Here is a 20,923-nt window from a genome sequence, read left to right as displayed (position 1 = left end):
TTATTCTCCAAATATTGTCGAAATTGGGGTTTTTTTCTCGATTAAATAATCACCCATAATGAACTTCGGGTTTTCTACGATTAAATACAAGGTGCGCTCTGACAAGAGCATCTTTTCATTTATCTGGTTGGGTACCAAAACTATCTTTATCGTGTCACCGGTTGATATGACCGGAGTTATACTAGAGTTTAATAGCTTCGCAGTTTCTTTATAGTTAGCGTCCAAATATTGCACATATCCTATGTTAGGTTTTTTAATGTTTTGAGAGTCTCCTTTAGCGGAAGTTTGAGCATGGTCAGATTCATCATCATCTTTTAATGATGCTGGTTTTGCATACGGCGCAGCATCACCACCAGTGGTCATTTCCTTATATGCTTCTTCTGTGCTAATACATTTCCCCATATTATTTGAACGTTTACACCCAAACTCTTCTTCATAGGGTATTAAACTAGAACAGCCACTCATCGCCACGAAAGCAACGAGCCAAAATGTAAACGCTAAAGTACGTGATTTCATATTTCTACTCCGCCTTGTTTTTGTCTGGATTTGATTTTTAACCAAACCCCTTCTTGTATGACAACGGTAACATCCTTTAATGGTCCAACTTCTACTACAGGAGCTGATTGTCTTATGTAATCTAAAATAATCGTTTTGTATTCGTCAGAAGTATCCTTGAGGGCTCCTCCTAAACTTCTTTGTAGTGATTTTGATGGATCAAATGTACTTACAGTACCTAAAGCAGTTTGGTTTTGATCTACACCAGCTACAGAGGTCTCAACACCTGCTGCACTTACAACTGTAGCGGCAAACAACCAGGCAAGCTTGCTGCCTTCTTTGCTAACTACATTTCCAGCCATATCTCTTTTACCATCCAAATCATTCACATAACCAAGAACTGGCTGATCTATAACAGCAGTACCATCTGCACTAACACAGCTTAGGTTGACGACTATTACTTCTATTCTTTCGGTACCTAGATCACCATTTGCGTTGGCCATAACAAAACAGCCAGACAGATCTTCTCTAATGTGATTTGGTAACACCGCAGGTGCATCTACCATAAACATTATTTGTTTAGGTTCCTCCGCCCCCTCTTTACTTGTTTGCGCGTCGATCCCGGTTAGGAGTTTCGCGCTGAAAAAACTGGGAGGGAGATAATATTCCTCTATTGATTCCTGTGCTTTTTTTTTCTGTGTTGGAGCAAATTCGATAAAGCCAACTCCGCCTAGTGCCGTTGGTTCTGCCAACTGATGTGACATCGAAGGTGGGGGCGTGTTTTTAGGCACATATACAGCTTCCTGAGCTTGAGGATATCGTTGTTCTGGCAATGCTGGTGATGGTTCGTTGCTAAGTGGCGGTTTGGGAGTGTTTTCTGCGGCTTGCTTATCTATTTCCATTAGCTTCTGAAGCTGATTCAATGCACCATCTTTTTGCATATTATCTCGCTCCTGTTTTTTTCTAAATTCATTTAACTCAGCTTGCTGTGTAGAAACTATTTCCTGTAATGATTCAACCTGTTTATTGAACTTTTCAAATTCATCATCTGATAAATTGTTTTCACCTATCTTAATGGGCTCTTCTTTGATAGCCTCTTTCGGGCCTTGGTGTCCTGTTGCTTGAAACATAATGTAAAAGAACACTAAAACCACAATGATTGCAGCAATTGTAAAAATCTTCTTTTTTTGAACTGCTGTGAGCGATGGTTTGCTATTTAATACATCCTCGTTTTTTGCATCGGTACTCATAGTTTATTCTCCAATACAAACAATCTAGCCTTGCCGTTTTCAGGTAAACGCTCTGGCTTTATTGATACGCCGCGCAATCGATCACTAAAATATTTTCCTTGTTCAACTATAAGTTTTGGAGGAATTAAGGAGCCTGGTTCGCCGGTGACAATATATTCTTTTAGGGATAAGCCTACTCCGTTAAGTGATATATTTCTTATCTCGTCAAACGTGATTCCTGCAATGACATTTTTCATGCTTTTGTTGCTTGAGCTCACGGTAAAATTTGGTGGAAGATCGTTGTGGTATGCGGCTAATACTAAGTTGGCAATAAGCTCGTCTTCAGACTTTTCTCTCAAGAGTTTTGAGTTTTTTTTCAATTGTGATGTAATAGGGTCACCAAGACGGATTGTTCTTCCTTGACCTTCAATAGGGTGAACAATCATCGTGTACACTTTAGAATCACAAACCACATGTAATGTATGTTTCTTCTTAACTGTTTTAACATCTCCATTTGCTTCTTGATATTTGGTATAGGATACATAAAGGTTCCCATCCTTTGCTTTAGCTGAAATCGGGAAGTCGTCAGGAAAGGCCATGTCATTTACAATTCCATCTGTACAGTTAAACCTATTAGGGTTAGTGCTCGACAGTGTTATATTTGTCTCTACTTCTGGGTGTACAATGCTGTTCTGTGCGGACGCTTGAAAGCACACACCTAAAAACAAGATTGCATTTAAGTAACTACTTTTCATTTCTCTGTACCTCGGCATATTCAGCTTGTGTTAGTTCTTTCATATCGAATATCCAGAATCGGCCATCTATGATTTGGTAATCAACAATCATGTAATTGATAACAGGTGGCTTTACCGTATTGCCGACTACTTTGGATTTTTGCATACGAATTCGTAATTGGTTTTCTCTAGTAAATAAAGGGTCTGGGTACTCCAGCTCCGCAATATGACTTATATTTTTGAATCGTTTTATTTCTGTAGTTAGTTTCTTAAAGTGCTCCTGATAACGTGGATATGTACTTTCGTGTATCAAACCTAATAAGATATTGAACCTGTCTTCAACATTCGATGGAGTGAAGTTACCTGCTAAGTAAACAATGTAGTTAGCCATATCAAACAAGTAATTATCGGCTGCAGAATAGTTGCGTATTTCATATGGAGCTCTATTCCCGCCAGGCATGACAATTGTTTTTTGATGTTCTTTAAAATCTTGGATCGATGTATATATCATCCATACGCCAACGACCATTATCCCTAAAAGGATTTTCAACAATCGATTTTCTCCAAATACATTCGATGTTCCTTGGATAAAAGGTTGAAATACTTTTTTATCAGCCATACCTACTCCTCAAATCCCGTCGCTGTAAAAGGTGGATAACCTTTAATTTCCTTTAGGCCGACAGCAACCTGGAGGTGTTCCAGATTGCCTCTCTCTTGTCGACGAAAATACGTAATGGTTACGGCTGGACCAATCAGAAAGCTTAACCACCACCATCCCCCAGACAGCAAAGAAAATGTGTAAAATAAGCCTATTAGTCCCCACTCTTGTACTTCAAATAAAACAAGTAAAGCGGGTTTGTGTAAGTGATTTGACAAGCCGTAATCCATTGGTATTTCCTAATAAACAAAACCTAGTGTCGTTACGATACCTGGTAACAATGCAACACCTGTTGCACCAGCGCCGTAGCCCGCAGTTTCTTTCCAGTTGCTCTTAAGTTGTAGAAATCCCCACAACCCCATAGCTCCGGCTATAACGTAACCAAGCCCCGAGTCGTACCCTTTATTAAAAATGATGTCATACGCTTGTGCGCCCATCGTAGTGTACGGTGCTGATGGTGCCGTAATTGCCATCAATTGAGGCGACAATACAGCTGCTACCAGTAACAACATGAATACACCCAATTTATTAGTCAGACTGAGTTTCTTTTCGAAGTTGTTCATGAGTTTTACTCTCCATTAATAGTGTTTTAAATTGATCTACTCTTAATCCGACCATTTTAGTGCCGTTGATTATTAGAGTAGGGGTTCGGTCAACACCCATGCTGCTTGCAAACCGTTTATGCTTAGCAACCAAGCCTCGACCGTATTCGCAGGATGCGAATTCTTTGATGACACCTCCGTTATAAACAAGCTCTTTAGCAGCTTGTTTATCCTTGGAGCACATAATATGTTCTAGTTTTCGCTCAGATGCCTCTGACCAACCTAAGAAAAATATATGGCGAACCGTGTCCTTAAATGGGTTTTCTTTTAGGTATTTTTCATACCCTAAACACGCACCACATTCCGGGTTTGTAAACTCATAAACAACGTTAATCGGTTCGCCATATTGAATAGTCAAAGCATGTTGACTAGCAGAGGAAAGACTTTGGTTTAATGCTTTTTCTCTATTGGGTTTTGTTAAGTTTTTTCCTGTTGTTGTCATTATTTCACCAAAAACCAACAGTTTTTTTTCAAGATGAAAATAAAAGATGTTTGCCCCTGATGTGATCATATAAATCCCTGGCATTTCACTTTCTTCAATCCCATCAATCTTCGTATTGGGCAAAACACTTCTTATCAATTGTTCTGCCTTAGTTGTAACCTCTACAGCATTGGAAAATGCTGAAAAAAGAAGTACAAATACTATTGAATAAAATCTCATTTTTGGTTCTCCTTAATATGTCTCATTTCTTCAATGAGTATCTGCGTATCGACTACTACCTCTTGCCCGTTATAAAAGGCCCTTACAGAGCCATTGTTATTGGATAGGTAGTATTCATATAGTTTGTTTTTTTGTTGCTTGGTAAAGCTTTTCACCAATGCTGTAATCGAAGGGTTTGAAATTGTTTGTCTATTGTTCGCACTTGGATATTGATGTAGCTTTTTTTGGTTAGACAGTTCGGGCTGCGAACTCGCTAGACTTTGGTTGTGTGTGTTTATCATAGATGTTGCCAATTGCTTTGTGCTCGCAATTTCAGTTGAAACATCTTTTTGGCTATGTAGTTGGATTAATCTGTTGCTTTCTGGGATGTAAAGCTTGGCGCCAGTTGGTATTCTAGTAGGTTCTATAATTTTAGTACCGTCCACGTAGGTAATCGTTCTCCAAAGGTATGGATTGTTTAAATACGCTTTTGAGAGTGACCAAAGTGTTTCGCCCTTTTGTATTTCATAATTGTACGCGTTAGAAGTATATGAACAGCTGCAAACAACTAATATGGCGAATTTAGCGCTACGCATTTTGAGCCTCCTTCGAATGTCCAGAAATGAGCTTCCTTTTTATAGCTGTGTAGATAACCGCATTTTCAGATACATCATTGCATTTAGAGTAAGGTTTGAGTCGATAGGCTATCTCATTGTCTACCCATATAGTGCGATACACACCACTTTTAGATGGAATGAGAAATTCGATGCAAGATTCATTTTTTTCAAGAAACTCTCTCAAAATGGAATCTGTGAAATCTTTTAAAATTTTCCACGCGCTATTGTTGAACAAAGTGTCTAATTCACTGACTTCATCGTCGGTCAGCTTGATCTGTTTAGATACCCGTGGAGACATAAACCTTAATCCGTTATGGTGTGTATGAATTAATACAGTGTATATAATCATACACACTTTGATTTTGCAAGTGGGTTGTGAGGTCTAATTTTAAATAAACCTATAAAGTGTTGATTCGGTAGGTATTAAATGTTTATATTGGGTTGGTGTTTTTAAAGGTAGGTTGTATCTAGGGTTGTTTTTCGGTGTATTTATATATACACCTATTTTAGTTGGATTAACAATTCAGGTGCCTTGTTACGCTTGATGGCGGATGCACTTATGCTTCTGGTAACTTGAGTTACCTTTAGCTCATGTCCACGATAACGTTTTCTAACATCAGCTGTATCGTGATCAAATACGATGACCTTAGATCCTGCTTTTGCCGACGTTTTTGCTAAAGCTGCAAGTTCATCGTGATCTTTATTGCTAAAGGTGTTACCTGCGTAGGTTGTAAAATTAGTTTTTTGCTTCTCAAGAGGTGAATATGGGGGGTCTAGAGTGACATGATCTAATCGATTAATCTCTGTGAATGTTTCCCTAAAATCTTGATGTTTGAAAGTAACATTTTTTTCTTGCGACTTATTGGCAAATCTTAAGATGTGATCAATGTTTATTCGTGGATTTTTCATGTTTCCAAAAGGAACGTTAAACCCAGAGCGTTTAGAATACCGAATTAAACCGTTGTATGAGGTTTGATTTAGCCATATAAATAATATTGATCTGTATTTCGCGTCAGTTGAGTTATTAAATTTGTCTCTAAAACGGTAATATACTTTCGCTGTATTATTTTCAGGGATGAAGATGTTTTCTAACCCCGTAATTAACCCGTCAACATCTCTTTGAACATATTTATATAAATCAATAACATCTTTATTTATGTCACAAAGTAAATATTGTTCATAATCAGTGCCCATAAAGATGGCACCGGAGCCTACGAAAGGGTCAACAAGACGAAACCCACCTGATAAGTAAGTGGATATTTCTTTTACCCTTTTCTTTTTAGAACCTGGATATTTAAGAAACATGATGTCAATTAAGGATTATAGATCATTTCACACGTATATCTTAGAGAGAAGCCAGCTACACTTGTCATGATATTGCTGTTCTTGACCCAGCCCTTGTTTGTCAATTTTTCGATTTGCTTCAAAAATTGTTCTTTATCTGAATTGTAAATAGTAACGATTGAATGTCTTAAATTGGTTTCGCCTATCACTAGTTCCCCAGAGTCCTTGATTTCAAACGCACCACAACGATCTTGAATGTACTTGGACAATGCTCTTCGAATAATCCAATCTCTGGGAAGGCCAATTAGCACTTTTTTGTTGCTATTAATAAGTTCGTTAATATAGCTTAAATGGCTTTTACTTAGTCCTCGTATTGCTGCCTCGGGGGATAGAGGCATACTGTGTAGTTTTAGTATAAGGCGAGTTTTTTGAATATACCTTTTATAAATTAGCAACAATGCGATACACGCCAAGGAAAATTCAAATTCATGCCCAAAGAAATAAGTTACTATAAACCATAAGAAAAGGAGTATAAGTATTGTAGAAATTGGAAAGCCGTATAGAAGGTATGTGCTTTTAATTTTCATTTATAAAATCCTTTTTTATCTTGAGGTGTGTATTAATACATACACACCTTAGGGCATATAAAAAAAAGATTCAAGATGTTTAGATTATTTTCAAAAAATAAACAATTTTAATCAAGTTGCCTTGGAAAAGGTAGGTTGGTTATTTAAATATAGACTCAGTATCCATGATATTTTCTCTAAGAAGTCCTTCAATCAATGCAGAATAAATTAACCTATTGATCTTTATTGATACTGACCGGCTAAACTTTTCTGCCATTGTATATGTGTCCTGGTCTAGCCAGATCGAACGGGCTTTGCAGCCAGTGGACGCACTAAAGGGAACAACGTATTTCGAGGGGTAGTTAGGATGAAACTGAAAGGAAGATTTTCTACTTATATATTCAACAATTAATTCTTGTAAAATGTCTTTTTTAAATTTTTGTTTTGTCTTTGCTAGTTTATCCCAAGATTCCATAACAAAATCTGACATTGTTATCTGTACAAATTGACGCTCTTCTCTTCTCGTCTTTCGAGAACCAGATTTAGTATTAGGCTCTTTTACAAGTGTTTTACTTTTATTCAATTGAAACTCTATAGATCAGAATCTACTAATTAACACAGAAAGTGTTAATTTAATATTTTGATCAATTAAATTTGGGACTATGACTGGATTATATTGAATCGTGCTTTAATTTCCAGTCTAGTAGCAAGCTTGATGGGTGCATTTGTTCTGGGTTTGTATAGTTTTTTTTGTGTTGTGTACAAATTTATACACTTTGTTTTCGGCTGTGTTGTATTAGACGTTTATTGATGCGGGATCTCATAATTTGTGAAATCTTATCTCATATTTCGTGAAGCAAAATGGTGCTTTTAAAAGAGCGCTTTTTAATGGGAATTTTTAAATATTACGTAAAGACTTAGAGAAGACTGTAGAAAAATATAGCCCTTTGATTGTTCTAGAATTTAATTAATAAGCTTTGTGTTGAAACTGTGAATGGCGTGGTGTAGAACGTTAAATTCACATCAAAATAGAGGGGAAAATCACATGAAAAATTAACAGGGCAAACCAGGGTTTGGGATGCCCAGCTAATCGAGATAACAAACAGAAAACACTGTCTACTAACTCCTTGACAAGAATAGTATGACTTAATCTCTCTTAGCTCGTCAACCAACCCCTTATCTAGACCATCCATATTATTAATTACTTTTGAATAGGTAAGGAGTCGTTATGATATGTGTACCCTTAACTGTAACACATTCTTGATTTGTTATGACTGAGATATAAACTGAATAGAAACAACGTTTATTTTAGTATGATATGTACATCATTAAGTCAACGAGTGAATTCAAAGTAAAAGGTATCCCACTTCCAAACTTTCCGTTATTAACATGGAATTACTCAAATGATTTATACGATGCAGTAGAAGGTGATATTTTCAAAGAAGGCCTCAAATATCTTTTATACAAGTGTATCAAAAGAGGGAGAGTTTCAAGTGAAAGTTCATGGATTACTTATGCTAACCATCTTTGCCATTTTTTTTCTTTTTGCGAAGATAACGAATTAGACTGGCGAGATATCGCAGAAACTAATGAAGATGAAATGTTATTGGCGCTGTACAGAGACATTTCAATTGAAGAGTTTAATTTATCATACAGAACTGTAAATCAGCGGCTTCGTACCGTTATTGATTTTTATAAGCGTGCTTATTTTCATGACTGGATCAAATCTTTACCTTATAGTTTAGAACTTGTAAGAACTAAAAAGTACAATCAAAGTTTTCTGGCACATACGGACAGAGCGGGAGGAGAAAGAGCTAGTTATGATGTATTAGCAAAAGAAAAACCTCGAATGATTAAGCTTTTAAGTATTGTCGAAGTGAGGTATTTGCTTGATGCCATACAAAATCCAACCCTAAAGCTTATGGTAAGGCTTTGTTTACAAACAGGTATAAGAAAAGAAGAACTGTTTGAGTTTCCCCTATGTTTGATAAAAAAGCCACTTCAAGGAAAAGTAAGCTACCGAGTTGAGCTCACCAAGACTAAAGGTAATAGAGGGCGTAGTATCGATATACCCGGGAAGTTGATGAAAGATCTTTGGCGGTATGTAAATGAAATTCGATATCAACAGTCACTAATTTCAGGGATTGATAGTAAGTTATTATTTTTAAATGACCGAGGGGTGGAGTGGAATATTAAAACAGGAAGTTTTAACAAAGCACTAAACAACCTAAATTTACCTTTTAAAGTTTACCCTCACAAGTTACGTCATACCTATGCAACCCACACATTGGCAGCTTTGTTGAGTAGAAAAACTAATACATTTAATCCGCTAATATATTTAAGAGACCGCCTTGGTCATTCGAGTATAAATACGACAATGATATATGTGCACCTTGTAAATGAGTTGATGGATGATTTAACACATCAATACCAAGACGAAATTAATAACATAGTGTGAGTAATGGCTATGTCCAAAAAGAGCTTAAAAATTTCCAAGGAAAAACTTAAACGCAAAGGAGTTTTAGAGCTTCAAAAAATAGGTGTTAGACATAATGTTAGGCCTTTAAACACCATTTGTCATTTTCAAAAATTAACTTCAAAAAATTTCGATGTAGCACCCTATTATGGAAGAGGTTATGACGATATTGTCACTCGAGTGTATTATACGATTCAGGCTCTTCTACGGCAGAAAGGTAAGCTCCAACAGTCAACAATTCACTCTTACTTAACGAGTGGCTTTAGAAATGTAGTCCGTTACCTAGAAATGTGGTCTGCGGCAATTGGTCGCTCTGTAACGCTAAATGATATAACCCAGGACTTTATTGAAAACTATGTTATTTATTTAAAGAGCCTTGAGATTAGATACGTTAGTCAAAAGACCATTTATACCAGCACTAAGTCACTGCTAGTTGCTATGCATACAACTGGATATTGGCAGGAGACGGATGCAAAACACCTCAAAGATATATTTCCTAAAAATCCATACCCAAATATAAATCACAGAGCTAAAAGGGCAAAACCGTTTAGTGATTTTGAAACGCGCCAAATTGTGGTCGCATTAAAACAAGAAATTAAACCAATCTACCAAAAAAAAGACGCTTTAGATTCCTATGAATTAATGGTTTGCTTACTATCCATTGCGATGCAGACAGGCTTGAACTTATCTTCATTGATCAACATGAAAACAGATTCGCTAAGCGATCATCCATTAAAGAAGAATCGTAAATTATTAACTGTTTATAAAAAACGAGGAAACGCAACTCATCTTCACACGCTTAGGTCGTCAACTAAAGTCGAGTTAGTGCAAGGTGTCAAATTAGATGTTTCGTTTTTAATTGAGAAGATTATTGAACTAAACCACGATTTGCGTATTGAATATGATACGGAAAGATTACTAGTCTTTAAGTCTAAAAGGGGAATACGTTCGGCAACATACCTATCAGAGCAGCTACTGGCACGCAACATAAACACATTAATTCAAAAACACAAACTCATTGATGAGAACAGCAGAGCATTGGTTATAAACTTTAGTCGAATTCGAAGAACATTTTCCAACCGCCTATATGAATTATCAGGACAAAATATATTGATTGCTGCGCAAAGCACAAAACACCATGTTAATACGGCAGATAATCATTATTTGGTGGCTCCTGAAGAAGCCAAGCGCAATATTGGTATCCTAGGAGAAATACGAGTAAAAAGCCTTACTGATGATTTACATGAGACACCTGTAGCAAAATGTAAAGATAATATAGGTGGTCACAAAGCGCCAAAAAATGGCACATATTGTGTAGATTTCTTGGGTTGCTTTAGGTGCAAGAGCTTTGTCGTAACCAGTGATGACCTTTATCGTATATTTAGTTTTTATTGGGCGATTGTGCGTAATCGTGAATCTATAGGCCATAAGAATTGGAAAAAGTATTTACGCAGTATTTTGAATGTTATTGATAATAATATCGCACCACAATTTCATCTAACCGATGTATTAACAATAAAGGAAAAGGCCAGACAAAACCCGCATCCCTATTGGAAAAGTCTTGATATGTTAAGGATGGGCCAATGAACAAACTATTAACAGACGTTGAATTTAAACAGTCACTTGTACCCTTTGACGAACCTTACAAAGCAACAAAAGGTCAATTACGAGGCGTTTTAACCTATATCAAAACCAAAGAAGGATACAGTGTTCTTTCCAATTATGAAGACGATGAATGGATATTTCCAGCATCTAAAGGCACTGCTGGGCTGATGAAATCTAAGCTAAAGATTAGCTTTCATAATTTCCACAATCAACAGCAACGAGAGATGGTAAAGTGGACAATATTTAATGAGATCAAGAATGGGAATAATGTATCTTCTAACAGAACGACGCGTAACAACCTAAGTTCATTTTTCCAATGGGTTAATAAATCAGAAACCATATTGGCAAATGGTTTGACAGCAAATTCGGCCAGAGAATATGTTAAGTATGTAAATCAGCAGGAAAATATGAATACGGGATTATTGCTGTCACCTGGTGTAAAAGTTAAAAAGCTTCGAGCATTGGAAAAACTCTATAAATATTGTAATCATTTCGATTTTGTTAAAGAACACCCTTGGGTAGAGAGCAGTGCCGCTGAGCAGGCTAAATTCGTTGGTAAGACGCTTAAAGATAGCATAGAGACTCCTAAAACACAGATTATACCTGAAGATACGTTACACTCACTTTGCAAATATACAAAAAGTTATATAGACCGTGCGAATGATTTGCTTAGCTACAAAGAAATGCTTGAAGGATTAGCTTATAAAGACAGTTATAAAGCGAATAAAGTTCTTATAACAAACGGGTGGGATCAAGGACTACGTGAACTTAACAATGAACTATTACTTTTACGAGATAGTTGCATATTCTGGATATTGCTTACTACTGGTATGCGAATTCATGAAGTTCTCGGGATTAAACGCAACGGTTATCGCACAGAAACCAAAAACGGTGAAGAGTTTTACTATATTAAGTCAGTTTCTGAAAAAACATATGAAGGTGAGACAGAGTGGATAGCCCCTAAAATTACTACTGAAGTAATTGACATCCTCAGTCGATATGTCGAACCACTTCAAAGTAAGCTGGAATGTGATTTGTTGATAGCAAAAAGTATTGGAGATAACCAAGAAATTCATCGCCTAGAATACACATCAGGTTCGATAGCGTTAACCGTGATGAAAGATCAGAATAATAAAATATCGATATTGAGTGGAGACGCAATTACCAATTTTAGGCTTCCTAATTTGTGTAAACAAATAAAATCACAATGGAATCTATCGTCACACCAATTTAGGCGAACATTTGCGAATTATGTCGCCCACAGCGAGCTTGGTGATTTAAGAGCATTAAAAGAGCACTTTAAACATTGGTCTTTATCAATGACAGCTTTATATGCAGCAAATTCTGATCTAGACCAGGAACTTTACGAAGAGATATTGAGAGAACGTATATTTGTAGAAGATGAAATTAAATTTGATTGGTTCAATTTAGACACGCCAATCACCGGCGGGTATATTGCCAACAAGATACTGGATATTAGAAAGAGTGATGAGGCTGTTAAATCGTTTCCTAATCGAGAATCAATGATCAAGTCATATACCTGCAACATACCTATCAGGGCTACTGGTCTAGGATGGTGTACTAACGATGACGATGGGTGTTTAGGTGGGAAATGTGAGCAATGTGAACATGGAATTGTGGACAAACGTAACATTTCTTTTTGGAAATCTATGATGATTCAACAATTAGAGTTATCAGAGCTAAAAGATATTGGTGAATCAGGTGAACTCGCTGTACAAAGAGGTATGGAACGTTGTGTCAATGTATTAACAACGCTTGGTGCAGATACAAACGCTATTAAACGCGAATTTTATGAGGTGGCCAATGGCTCGTAAAGTTACACATGATCAAGTTAGAAAAGCCATTGTTCGCATTGAAATTGGCAGACCTAAAATTATTGATGCTGGTCGTAAAATTAGTATTTCGGCGGTAGCAGAAGAAGCAGGATGTAGTAGAGCCTTAATACATAGAGATTTCCCTGACTTAGTTGATCGCATTGCTGTAAAAGCGAACAAAAACGTGCGTCAACAACGAGATGAAAAACACGAAGAGCTAAAACAATATAAGGAACGAAATAAGGAGTTAAGGTTAGAAAGAGATCTTCTAAAGCGTCATATCACTAACATGCAATCTAAAAATGCTACGTTGTTATTAGAAAATGAGCAACTTAAGGCTCTTTTAGATAAAAATTCAACTGTCGTTAAAATTGTACCTTAATCACTGGGTCTCACTATAATAATCTCGAATCTATTGGGTCATTAATGATAAGAAATAATCCTGCTCTCTAATAAGATCGCTACGTTGTTGCCCGGGTTTCAATGACGCCAATTCTTTTCTAAATTCGTTTATGGTTTTAATAAACATGTTATTGAAAACAGTGTCAGACGCTTTCGCTAATATTTCTTTGTCTTCATTAGTCCACAAATCATAAAACCATTGAGGAAAGCTAGCAGCAAACTCAAAATGACTGTGGTTAGTTAAATTCGAAATTTTTTTGTCCGTAATATCTCTACCCAGTATGATGGGTAGCAAATATAAATTAGCAGCTTGCATTTTTCTAAGATGTTTATCGCCAGTGCTATTTATATGACATGATTTGTTTGTCTTGATGAAAATTAAGAGGGAAGAGACGATAAATTGGGGAGCAGCAAGAAAATATTCATCAGGGTAATCTTCAAGATATCTATCTATATACATTTTGGCAGTATCAATGTCCCCACCTAATATATAGAGAGATGGAATCCAAAAACGAATACCGTCACCGTCTCTATCACCGTATATTTTTGCCTCAAACATTTGTGCCAATTTATGAGGATCGGCAGGTGTTTTCAGTATGCCGAGGTGTTCCCATCCCTCTTGATAGTCAGTGATGCTGTATCGCATAGATATTCCTTAGTTTCAGAAAAGTAGTCTTCAATATTTTGCCACAATAAACATATCAATTAATCAAAATAAAATGAAAAAAAGAAACACCATTATAAAAATATAACAAACAGTAGGTTAGCCAATGTTACATGCAACAAAGTACATAAATGTTATGTCTTTAAAAACAGGCGATTACAGTAAACATACAAATAAAAAATTTTTATCAAAAAACTTTTTGGAGTTTACAAAAAATAACCGAGTAAGAAAGCCAGTAAAGCCAACTAGAGGACGAGTGGTAGGTTGTCACCCCTCGTTAAAATCCAAAGAACCTGTTGAATGGGAGAGTCAAATGGAGCTTAAAACTGTCGACTATTTTAATTATGTACACTTACCCAGAAATCAGTTTCGTTTATCCATTTTGTCAAGTATAGATTTTTTTTTCTCAATCCAGGCCAGCATATCTGTGGTTGTAGCACGTGAACAATCAGTGGTTAGGCAATACTCAGTAAAAGAGAGTTCAAGAATTTTGGATGTCAATTGACAATGCAGCTTATGATCTCCCTTAAATTTGTTGCAGGGAACGTGACCCAGGCGGTTAGATATTGTGGATATGTCAACTACGGGGTTAGTTTCAGTTTCCTTCGCACTTGCAGTTGCCATAAATGTCGTCGCTAGAACAATAGTAAAAAGCCTCATCTTTATTCCTTTAATTTAAACACAGAACAAATTCACTGGTTGTGTATAAAAAAATACACATACTTTTGGGGTGTGTCAAAGACAATCAAAAGAATTATGAGATGAGTTCCCAAAATAATGTTGAAATTGACAATTTAGGATATTTGATCAATTACACATTAGTTGATCTTTTACAAATGGCTGTGTATATTTTCATACACCCTCCGTTTTGGTAGGTATTGTTTACTTTAAGGGATTATAAAGCGAATACCATGATCTTTTGTTTGCTCTCAACTTGTATTATTACTCTCTTGTTCTTAGTGAGTTGTTCAATTACCCCTTTGATATTTACCTTTAAGGGGTAACCAACGCAAATGTTTAGAGAATAGATTAATTTAATAAAACCATTAAAAATACAAAATTGGGTACTAATAAGATCATGAATAGGATCTAATTGCAATATTTACAGGGCTAGGCACAAATAATTAAAATTATATACAGAATATAAATATATCTACATCAGGAAATTATTGCTTTTTGACGAAGTAAATTTCTAAACAGGGTACTTTCCAAAGAGTTTTTATACAAAAGTGTGAGATGAAAAGAATGAATATATTTAAATAATAGGATTGAAGCTAAAAGTCATTTAACCGCCAAGCTAATGACTTATAGCTCTTAATACACTAACAGCAGACAGTTAGCATCAGGTATTTCCGTTACAGAATCTGTAACGGTTAATAGTCTAGCTGTGTCTGAAAATTATATCAAGTTTTTATTGACAAGCAGGTAGACAGTGCAGAAATATAGCTACAACATAAATTCAAGCTCTCTGCTAGAACAACTAGGGTTTGGGGAGGAGTCCAATCTAAGATTTGTTTGGCGTAGATCTATAAATGAAGGTGGCTATGCAAATAAATGGACCCCTATTGGTGAACATGCCAACAAACGTTGTGAATCTGCACGTGATATCCTTTCTAAATCACAGATTGATAAACAGTCTGACTACTTCTTTTCTCCAAACGAATTCTTCAACTGGAGAAATTCCAAACAATTATCATCCTTAAGAGCAACTTATATTGATATAGATACTGTCTCTCATAAAACGTTAACTGAAGAGGAAGAAGAATCACTTATCAATGATGTATTTAGAGTCATCGTTGAACAGGATATCCCTTATCCTTCAGGGTATGTACGTAGCGGTAGTGGAGGTCTACATCTCTATTGGATCTATGACTCGATTCCTGCATATAAACAGCAAGTATTACGTTGGAAAGAGTTGACAAAAAACATTATCCATAGACTTGGCAAAGGTCAAAATTGGTGGATAGACTCATCTGCTAGCCTAGATCCGTCAAGAATGCTTAGGTTACCAGGGTCGGTTCACACTCGTTCGGGGAGAGTTGTTACCGAACACGTCATCATTGATGAACCATATACCTATGAATCTTTGTGTAAGTCTTTTGGTGTTTATATAGAGCAGGATAATGTGGTTACTTTTAAAAGATCGAGTACTAAATCCAAAAGCAAGTCTCAAGTTAATAATGGAAAGCATAACATTAAACACTGGTGGTTAAAAAACTATCTGAATATTGTTCATCACTGCAGATCTAGAGGTGTTACGGTTGGCCAGCGTGATAATACAGCTTTTATTTTGTTTGTGGCTCTTACTCAGATGCATAAAGATATAAAACGATGCAACTCTGAAATCGAACAATTAAACGATGAATTCATTCATTTACCGCATGAAGAATTACACCAATATTTGGAAACGGCTAAAACAACAAAATACAACTATAAGAAATCCACTCTACACCTATTTTTAGAGTCTAATCTAGGCATGAACGCAGACTTTCTCTATCAAACGCAACAAAAGGTGCGCTTAACACCGGAGCAACGAAAAGAGAAGTTACGCGTGGGGGCTTTAAACGCGGCTAAAAAGAAGAGGGATAGCACTCTAACTAAATTACAGAGTGTGTTAAATGAAAATAAAACAAGTGTCACTCAAAGCGAGTTAGCGTTGTTTGCAAAGGTATCCGTTAAAACAGTTAAACGTTACTGGGAAAAACTCGAATTTGTAAGGGACATTAGGCTCGCTTCTATATAGTCCGCCCTTGGGGCTGTTGTTGTTTAGTTCTTTATGGGTTATTGGGCTTGTGGTTGGTTAACGTATCGCGTGCTGGTTTCAAGTGGCTTTTTTTGATTCTTCATCATTCTATGATTCTACCTGCTTCTCTAAGCCTTGATCATTTTTATTTCTCATGGATGTTTACATAAGGGTTTAGCTTTGTTAATGTAAGGCTTGAGCATTCACCGGCTCAATCTAAACGTGGTGAGATGGTTTAGCGTGCACATCTCACTGGCAATAATTCTTTAAAAATGGAATATCTTATGAGTGCCAGAGTGATTTTATATGCTGCCCAAAAAGGTGGTGTCGGTAAAACTTTATTTAGTGTGCAAGGTTGTTTAATTGCTGCTGTTCATAAAAGAGCTAAAGTGCTCTTAATTGATGTCGACCCTCAGAAAAACAGTTCTAGTACATTTTGTGATCCTGAAATGTTAGCTGTGAATACTGATTGTTACTCTTCTCTACTTTTTACAGAAGAACCTGAACTGACTCCTTTAAAAGGTATGCACGGTATTGATGTTATACCCGGTGATGATGGTATCAATAGTTTTCCACAAGACCTTACAAACGATGCTTTTGCTGAATTAATTGAGCGTGTAGCTGGATCAAAAATCGGTGACATTAACGCAAATGATATCATTGCTGATGTTGTTGACAGGCAGTTAGTTTCTTTTGCTAAGAATATAAAACAACTAAAGAAACAATATGATTATATTTTTATCGATACTCCACCATCATTTTTAGGTCTACCTTTAATATCAGGTTTGTGTGCCGCAACCGATGTTGTTTGTTTAGTAGAGCCAAATAAATATTCGGGTGATGTAATTGAAAATTTTATTAGTAAGGTTAATGAAATACATGAAAAATACAATGATGAGTTGAAATTCCATGGTTTTATGATTAACCGATTTCGAGGGAACAGCAATCGCCAAAAAGAGCGTGTTCAATTATGGATGAAAGAATACGGGGAACACTTTATCGGTGAGCCAATAAAAATCAATTCATGGCTTGAAGATTCAACTGAGGACGGTGAACCTGTCTGGGTGAACGCTAATAATGCTAATCGAAAGGCAGGTGCTTATTCACTCTTATCTAATTTCTTCATTGTTTTCCCTGAACTTAAGGAGTAAGAGATGTCAACTAAAAGCACACTTGGTATTGCAGGTTTTGGAAATGCATCAAAAAAAATAAAATCAATGAAAGATAAGGATTACCTTGATGATATTGAGCTCTCAATTATTGATTTTGATAAAGACCAATATCGGAACGATATTTCAGATTATGATTTAGAAGGGTTAGCTGCAAGTATTGATAACGTAGGTCTTATAAAACCAATAAAGGTAGAGGCTCAACCAGATGGCCGTTTCTTGATTGTTGATGGAGAAATGCGTAAGCGCGCAAAAGATCTACTTTTCAAACAGTATGAAGGAAAAAAACATCGTACTATTCAATGTCTTGTTCATGCTGATGTTTCGATTGAAGGATTAGATAAAAGAACGTCTCGAGACATTATTCAGATCTCTGCTAATCATTTTCATGACCCAGGCTCTGTGTTCGATGTTGCTAACAAGTTAGTATCTCTGGAAAAGTCACTGGGTTCTGATGAACTGAAAAAATTTCTAGCTGACCATAATCAACCTAATTCAAGAGTTAACCTATCAAGGTGGCGTGCTTTAGCTCGAGTTTCGGAGCAGTTAAAATCAGATTTAAAGAACAATGATATCAAAGATAAAGATACACTTCTTACACTGAACCGGATCTATGAGAAATCCCCAGAGGATTATTCTAAACTTATCGCTCAGTACAAAAATGATGAATTGCCAGTATCGATCGCAAAAGCAACGAAGTTGAAGTGGCAAGAGCTGTCTGGAAAGCAAAAAGTAACCCCCAACGTTAGTGATCCTAAAGATCTTAATGAGGGATCTTTAAATAAAGCGAGTAAAACAGCACAAAGCTCAGTAAAATCGAATCTAGATGATGGTTTTGAAATGAAAATCCAAGCTAGTACAATTTTAGCAAGAGGGAATGCGTTGGTGATCAATACTCCCGATAATCAACTTATAACTATTAGTTTACCTAAAAAGTTAAAAGTAAAAATTATTAAGGAGTAACTCATGGAAGATAGCAAATTATTCGAACAAAAATTGGTAACTTTTTTATTGGAAACTGATTTGTTTAATGCGAGTTTTGACGAATTAGCTGCGTTTATTTCAAACCAATCTGGTAGAGATTTTATACCTAAAAAAGTTTTTTATATATCTACAGGGCAACTCTATGCAAAGAAGTGGTTACTTACTATTTTAATGGAGACGTCGCTTAGGGCTGGTTGGTTACCTAATTCAGTTAAAGATTGGGAACATATCATTCATACACTCACTGGAAAAAAACAGTCTGTTAGAGGCGGTGATAATTCGCAAATATTCAGAATGTTAGCTGATATTGCAGATAAACCAGAAGTAGTTTTCCAAAACAACTTTAAAGTTATTGTTGAAGGAGATTTGTATGCCTAAAGTCAGTCCTGTTCACAATTTTAGACTCACTAAAGAGAGGTTATGCTTTTTGGCTACCTCTGGTTCGCACAAATTTGAACCAAAAACAATTGAAGTTCTGGAGCGTTTATTGGTCAATGGAGAAAGTGCTCAGTCTATTGCGAAAGATAGAAATGTTAGTCGAGCTTTTATTCAAAAAGCGGCAAGTAGACTTTATAGAAAACTTTCATTGCAGCTAGAAGATGTGCCTGATTCATTTTTGATTAGAACTGTTGCCGTGCATCCAGAGCTAGAAAGCGAATTGCTTTCACTTCAAAAAAAGAGTTATCAACTACTGTTAGAAGAAGGCTAATAATTGATATTGGATTTAAATGTCATACGTTAAGTGGATAAGTCTTAACTCAATCTGTTAGACTCGATTAACAGAACCCAATCAAATCTGACAGTCTCAAATGTGCTATAAGCGTGCGTTGTTAACGAGACTGTAGAATTTCTATTTTTGAATAAACAGTTATAAAAATTTATATAAATTACACCTCAAATCGCATTTCTACGTCAAATTTAAGGAAGTTTGGATCTAATACAGAAAGTTTTTCACGCACTGACTTTAAAATTTCAATGCCACTTTTCAATATTGAGTAATTCTACAAAAAGTCCCGATTAAACAGCTTGTTATAAATATTCTTCTCTGAACTCATTTTCTAAAGCTTTATATAAGTATGGATAAGATTTTCTGACAAAATTAAGTTGCTTGTTTGAAACTTCATGCTCATGAATAGCGTAATTACAGATAGATATTATTTCACTTACACTATTCAAAATGTTTGATGGAATTGATGACGTACCTTTCAAATAACTTAACATAGCTCCTAAAGGCTTCGGTACATTAGGGCGAAACGGCACATCAAAAGGGGCAACTTTTGCTTCTGTGAATTCCAAAATTAATCGTTCAAAAGCTAAACGGATTTTAAACATCTCCACTGCAACATCATCATGTTTGGGTAAAATATCTATTTCCTCAACAATCTCTTTTGAGCTGAGTAGATTTTCTATTATTTTTTCCAGTCGTGGAATTTCTGAATCTATAGGGGGTCCTGTGGAAGAACCGACAAATTTGACAAATTTGTCGGTTCTTCCACAGGACCCCTTTTGAATTAGAAATACAAACAGATGGCATTCTTTAACTTATTGATTCTACATCACTAAGTAAACCAGCTAAGTCGATTTCTTTGCGGTCTTTATTAAAGGCATATTCCCCATTTAGATTAATGTGTTGCCAAGCAACAGGTGAAAGCCGAGAAATAACATCAACCACATCTTGCCTACCGTTCCTCTCTTGGATTTGTAAAAATGCCGATAGTAACGCGGAATTATAATAAATAATGCAATTTGAAATGAGTCGAGCACAATCGTTCCAAACATATCAAGCGTGTCTGTATGTTCAGCAGGCATGTCCCCTTTGAGGGCGACCCGACGACAGGATAATCGACCTTATGGTGCGCAAATATTTCGGCACAGACGGTATTCGTGGCAAAGCCAACGAAGGCGCGATGACGGCGGAAACCGCCTTGCGCGTCGGCATGGCGGCTGGCCGTGTCTTTCGTCGCGGTGACCACCGCCATCGTGTCGTGATCGGCAAGGATACGCGCCTGTCGGGCTATATGCTTGAACCCGCGCTCACAGCCGGTTTCACCTCGATGGGCATGGACGTATTCCTTTTTGGCCCGCTGCCGACAACGTATAGGAAGAATAAACGCCCTTTTCACCCAAGTCCAACAGCTTTGGACCGCAGTTGACTCTTTCGACACCCCTGCGATGCAACCCAATCCGGCTGACGGGGAGCCAGCAACGCTGAAAATTTAC

General features: G+C 36.5%; 24 protein-coding genes and 2 pseudogenes. 11 read left to right on the top strand and 15 right to left on the bottom strand.

Going from position 1 to position 20,923, the window contains the following annotated elements; genetic code table 11:
• The 12 genes from IE199_RS20740 to IE199_RS20685 all read right to left on the bottom strand — a co-directional run bounded on the left by IE199_RS20740 (position 1) and on the right by IE199_RS20685 (position 7,408).
• Entirely contained in the window at positions 1–516 is a 516-nt protein-coding gene (locus IE199_RS20740; RefSeq protein WP_189774629.1) for a TraV family lipoprotein, read from the bottom strand.
• Positions 513–1,745 (bottom strand): TrbI/VirB10 family protein, encoded by a 1,233-nt coding sequence (locus IE199_RS20735; protein WP_189774627.1) that lies wholly within the window; start codon positions 1,743–1,745, stop codon positions 513–515. Before IE199_RS20735 ends, IE199_RS20740 begins: the two co-directional genes overlap by 4 nt.
• Positions 1,742–2,479 (bottom strand): TraK domain-containing protein, encoded by a 738-nt coding sequence (locus tag IE199_RS20730; RefSeq protein WP_189774625.1) that lies wholly within the window; start codon positions 2,477–2,479, stop codon positions 1,742–1,744. Before IE199_RS20730 ends, IE199_RS20735 begins: the two co-directional genes overlap by 4 nt.
• The gene (locus IE199_RS20725) at positions 2,469–3,077 is read right to left on the bottom strand and encodes a TraE/TraK family type IV conjugative transfer system protein (RefSeq protein WP_189774623.1); all 609 of its coding nucleotides are present in this window, start codon (positions 3,075–3,077) and stop codon (positions 2,469–2,471) included. The genes IE199_RS20730 and IE199_RS20725 overlap by 11 nt, the downstream gene beginning before the upstream one ends.
• A 2-nt stretch (positions 3,078–3,079) precedes the next feature.
• The gene (locus tag IE199_RS20720; RefSeq protein WP_189774621.1) at positions 3,080–3,346 is read right to left on the bottom strand and encodes a hypothetical protein; all 267 of its coding nucleotides are present in this window, start codon (positions 3,344–3,346) and stop codon (positions 3,080–3,082) included.
• 9 nt (positions 3,347–3,355) lie between these two features.
• The gene (locus tag IE199_RS20715; protein WP_189774619.1) at positions 3,356–3,628 is read right to left on the bottom strand and encodes a hypothetical protein; all 273 of its coding nucleotides are present in this window, start codon (positions 3,626–3,628) and stop codon (positions 3,356–3,358) included.
• A 16-nt stretch (positions 3,629–3,644) separates the two neighbouring features.
• Positions 3,645–4,379 (bottom strand): disulfide isomerase DsbC N-terminal domain-containing protein, encoded by a 735-nt coding sequence (locus tag IE199_RS20710; RefSeq protein WP_189774616.1) that lies wholly within the window; start codon positions 4,377–4,379, stop codon positions 3,645–3,647.
• On the bottom strand, positions 4,376–4,954 hold the full coding sequence (locus IE199_RS20705) for a LysM peptidoglycan-binding domain-containing protein (protein ID WP_189774614.1): 579 nt from the start codon (positions 4,952–4,954) through the stop codon (positions 4,376–4,378). The genes IE199_RS20710 and IE199_RS20705 overlap by 4 nt, the downstream gene beginning before the upstream one ends.
• Positions 4,947–5,273: a hypothetical protein gene (locus IE199_RS20700; protein ID WP_189774607.1), complete on the bottom strand. Its 327-nt coding sequence runs from the start codon at positions 5,271–5,273 to the stop codon at positions 4,947–4,949. The genes IE199_RS20705 and IE199_RS20700 overlap by 8 nt, the downstream gene beginning before the upstream one ends.
• Positions 5,274–5,476: 203 nt before the next feature.
• Positions 5,477–6,280, bottom strand: a complete 804-nt coding sequence (locus tag IE199_RS20695; RefSeq protein ID WP_189774605.1) for a Dam family site-specific DNA-(adenine-N6)-methyltransferase — start codon at positions 6,278–6,280, stop codon at positions 5,477–5,479.
• A gap of 8 nt (positions 6,281–6,288) precedes the next feature.
• Positions 6,289–6,846, bottom strand: coding sequence for a hypothetical protein (locus IE199_RS20690; protein WP_189774603.1), 558 nt, complete (start codon positions 6,844–6,846; stop codon positions 6,289–6,291).
• 139 nt (positions 6,847–6,985) lie between these two features.
• Positions 6,986–7,408 carry a hypothetical protein gene (locus IE199_RS20685; protein ID WP_189774601.1) on the bottom strand — a complete coding sequence of 141 codons (423 nt, stop codon included), beginning with the start codon at positions 7,406–7,408 and terminating at the stop codon, positions 6,986–6,988.
• A 735-nt stretch (positions 7,409–8,143) separates the two neighbouring features.
• Between IE199_RS20685 and IE199_RS20680 the strand changes: the two genes are divergently transcribed.
• From IE199_RS20680 to IE199_RS20665, 4 genes are read left to right on the top strand one after another with little or no spacing between them, the layout of a single operon-like run.
• Entirely contained in the window at positions 8,144–9,283 is a 1,140-nt protein-coding gene (locus IE199_RS20680) for a tyrosine-type recombinase/integrase (RefSeq protein WP_189774599.1), read from the top strand.
• Between the two features lie 3 nt (positions 9,284–9,286).
• Positions 9,287–10,888, top strand: coding sequence for a site-specific integrase (locus IE199_RS20675; protein WP_189774597.1), 1,602 nt, complete (start codon positions 9,287–9,289; stop codon positions 10,886–10,888).
• On the top strand, positions 10,885–12,741 hold the full coding sequence (locus IE199_RS20670) for a site-specific integrase (RefSeq protein WP_189774594.1): 1,857 nt from the start codon (positions 10,885–10,887) through the stop codon (positions 12,739–12,741). The genes IE199_RS20675 and IE199_RS20670 overlap by 4 nt, the downstream gene beginning before the upstream one ends.
• Positions 12,731–13,123: a TetR family transcriptional regulator gene (locus IE199_RS20665; RefSeq protein WP_189774585.1), complete on the top strand. Its 393-nt coding sequence runs from the start codon at positions 12,731–12,733 to the stop codon at positions 13,121–13,123. Before IE199_RS20670 ends, IE199_RS20665 begins: the two co-directional genes overlap by 11 nt.
• Positions 13,124–13,153: 30 nt before the next feature.
• Here IE199_RS20665 and IE199_RS20660 read toward each other — a convergent pair whose 3' ends face one another.
• Positions 13,154–13,789, bottom strand: a complete 636-nt coding sequence (locus IE199_RS20660; protein ID WP_189774583.1) for a hypothetical protein — start codon at positions 13,787–13,789, stop codon at positions 13,154–13,156.
• A 124-nt stretch (positions 13,790–13,913) separates the two neighbouring features.
• On the opposite strand from IE199_RS20660, the gene IE199_RS20655 reads away from it, so the two are divergent.
• The 6 genes from IE199_RS20655 to IE199_RS20630 all read left to right on the top strand — a co-directional run bounded on the left by IE199_RS20655 (position 13,914) and on the right by IE199_RS20630 (position 19,412).
• The gene (locus tag IE199_RS20655) at positions 13,914–14,312 is read left to right on the top strand and encodes a hypothetical protein (protein WP_189774581.1); all 399 of its coding nucleotides are present in this window, start codon (positions 13,914–13,916) and stop codon (positions 14,310–14,312) included.
• 927 nt (positions 14,313–15,239) lie between these two features.
• On the top strand, positions 15,240–16,550 hold the full coding sequence (locus IE199_RS20650) for a hypothetical protein (protein ID WP_189774579.1): 1,311 nt from the start codon (positions 15,240–15,242) through the stop codon (positions 16,548–16,550).
• A 284-nt stretch (positions 16,551–16,834) separates the two neighbouring features.
• Positions 16,835–17,701 (top strand): ParA family protein, encoded by an 867-nt coding sequence (locus IE199_RS20645; protein WP_189774578.1) that lies wholly within the window; start codon positions 16,835–16,837, stop codon positions 17,699–17,701.
• Between the two features lie 3 nt (positions 17,702–17,704).
• Positions 17,705–18,682 (top strand): ParB N-terminal domain-containing protein, encoded by a 978-nt coding sequence (locus IE199_RS20640; protein ID WP_189774576.1) that lies wholly within the window; start codon positions 17,705–17,707, stop codon positions 18,680–18,682.
• Between the two features lie 3 nt (positions 18,683–18,685).
• On the top strand, positions 18,686–19,081 hold the full coding sequence (locus tag IE199_RS20635) for a hypothetical protein (RefSeq protein ID WP_189774573.1): 396 nt from the start codon (positions 18,686–18,688) through the stop codon (positions 19,079–19,081).
• Positions 19,074–19,412: a hypothetical protein gene (locus IE199_RS20630; protein WP_189774571.1), complete on the top strand. Its 339-nt coding sequence runs from the start codon at positions 19,074–19,076 to the stop codon at positions 19,410–19,412. The genes IE199_RS20635 and IE199_RS20630 overlap by 8 nt, the downstream gene beginning before the upstream one ends.
• A gap of 320 nt (positions 19,413–19,732) precedes the next feature.
• Here the strand turns inward: IE199_RS20630 and IE199_RS20625 are convergent, their stop codons facing one another.
• Both IE199_RS20625 and IE199_RS20620 read right to left on the bottom strand, forming a co-directional pair.
• A complete protein-coding gene (locus IE199_RS20625) occupies positions 19,733–20,035 on the bottom strand; it encodes a hypothetical protein (protein ID WP_189774569.1) in 303 nt (100 codons plus the stop codon).
• Between the two features lie 205 nt (positions 20,036–20,240).
• Positions 20,241–20,465, bottom strand: a pseudogene (locus tag IE199_RS20620) (Tn3 family transposase); the annotation flags it as partial.
• A gap of 88 nt (positions 20,466–20,553) precedes the next feature.
• Here IE199_RS20620 and glmM point away from each other — a divergent pair.
• Positions 20,554–20,796: pseudogene (gene glmM / locus IE199_RS20615) on the top strand (phosphoglucosamine mutase); the annotation flags it as partial.
• Positions 20,797–20,923: the final 127 nt, after the last annotated feature.

Origin of the sequence: Thalassotalea marina (genome assembly GCF_014656435.1) — a bacterium.
Classification (GTDB): domain Bacteria; phylum Pseudomonadota; class Gammaproteobacteria; order Enterobacterales; family Alteromonadaceae; genus Thalassotalea_C; species Thalassotalea_C marina.
Note: the sequence above shows the minus strand (reverse complement) of the source record. Positions and strands in the feature narration are given on the sequence as shown.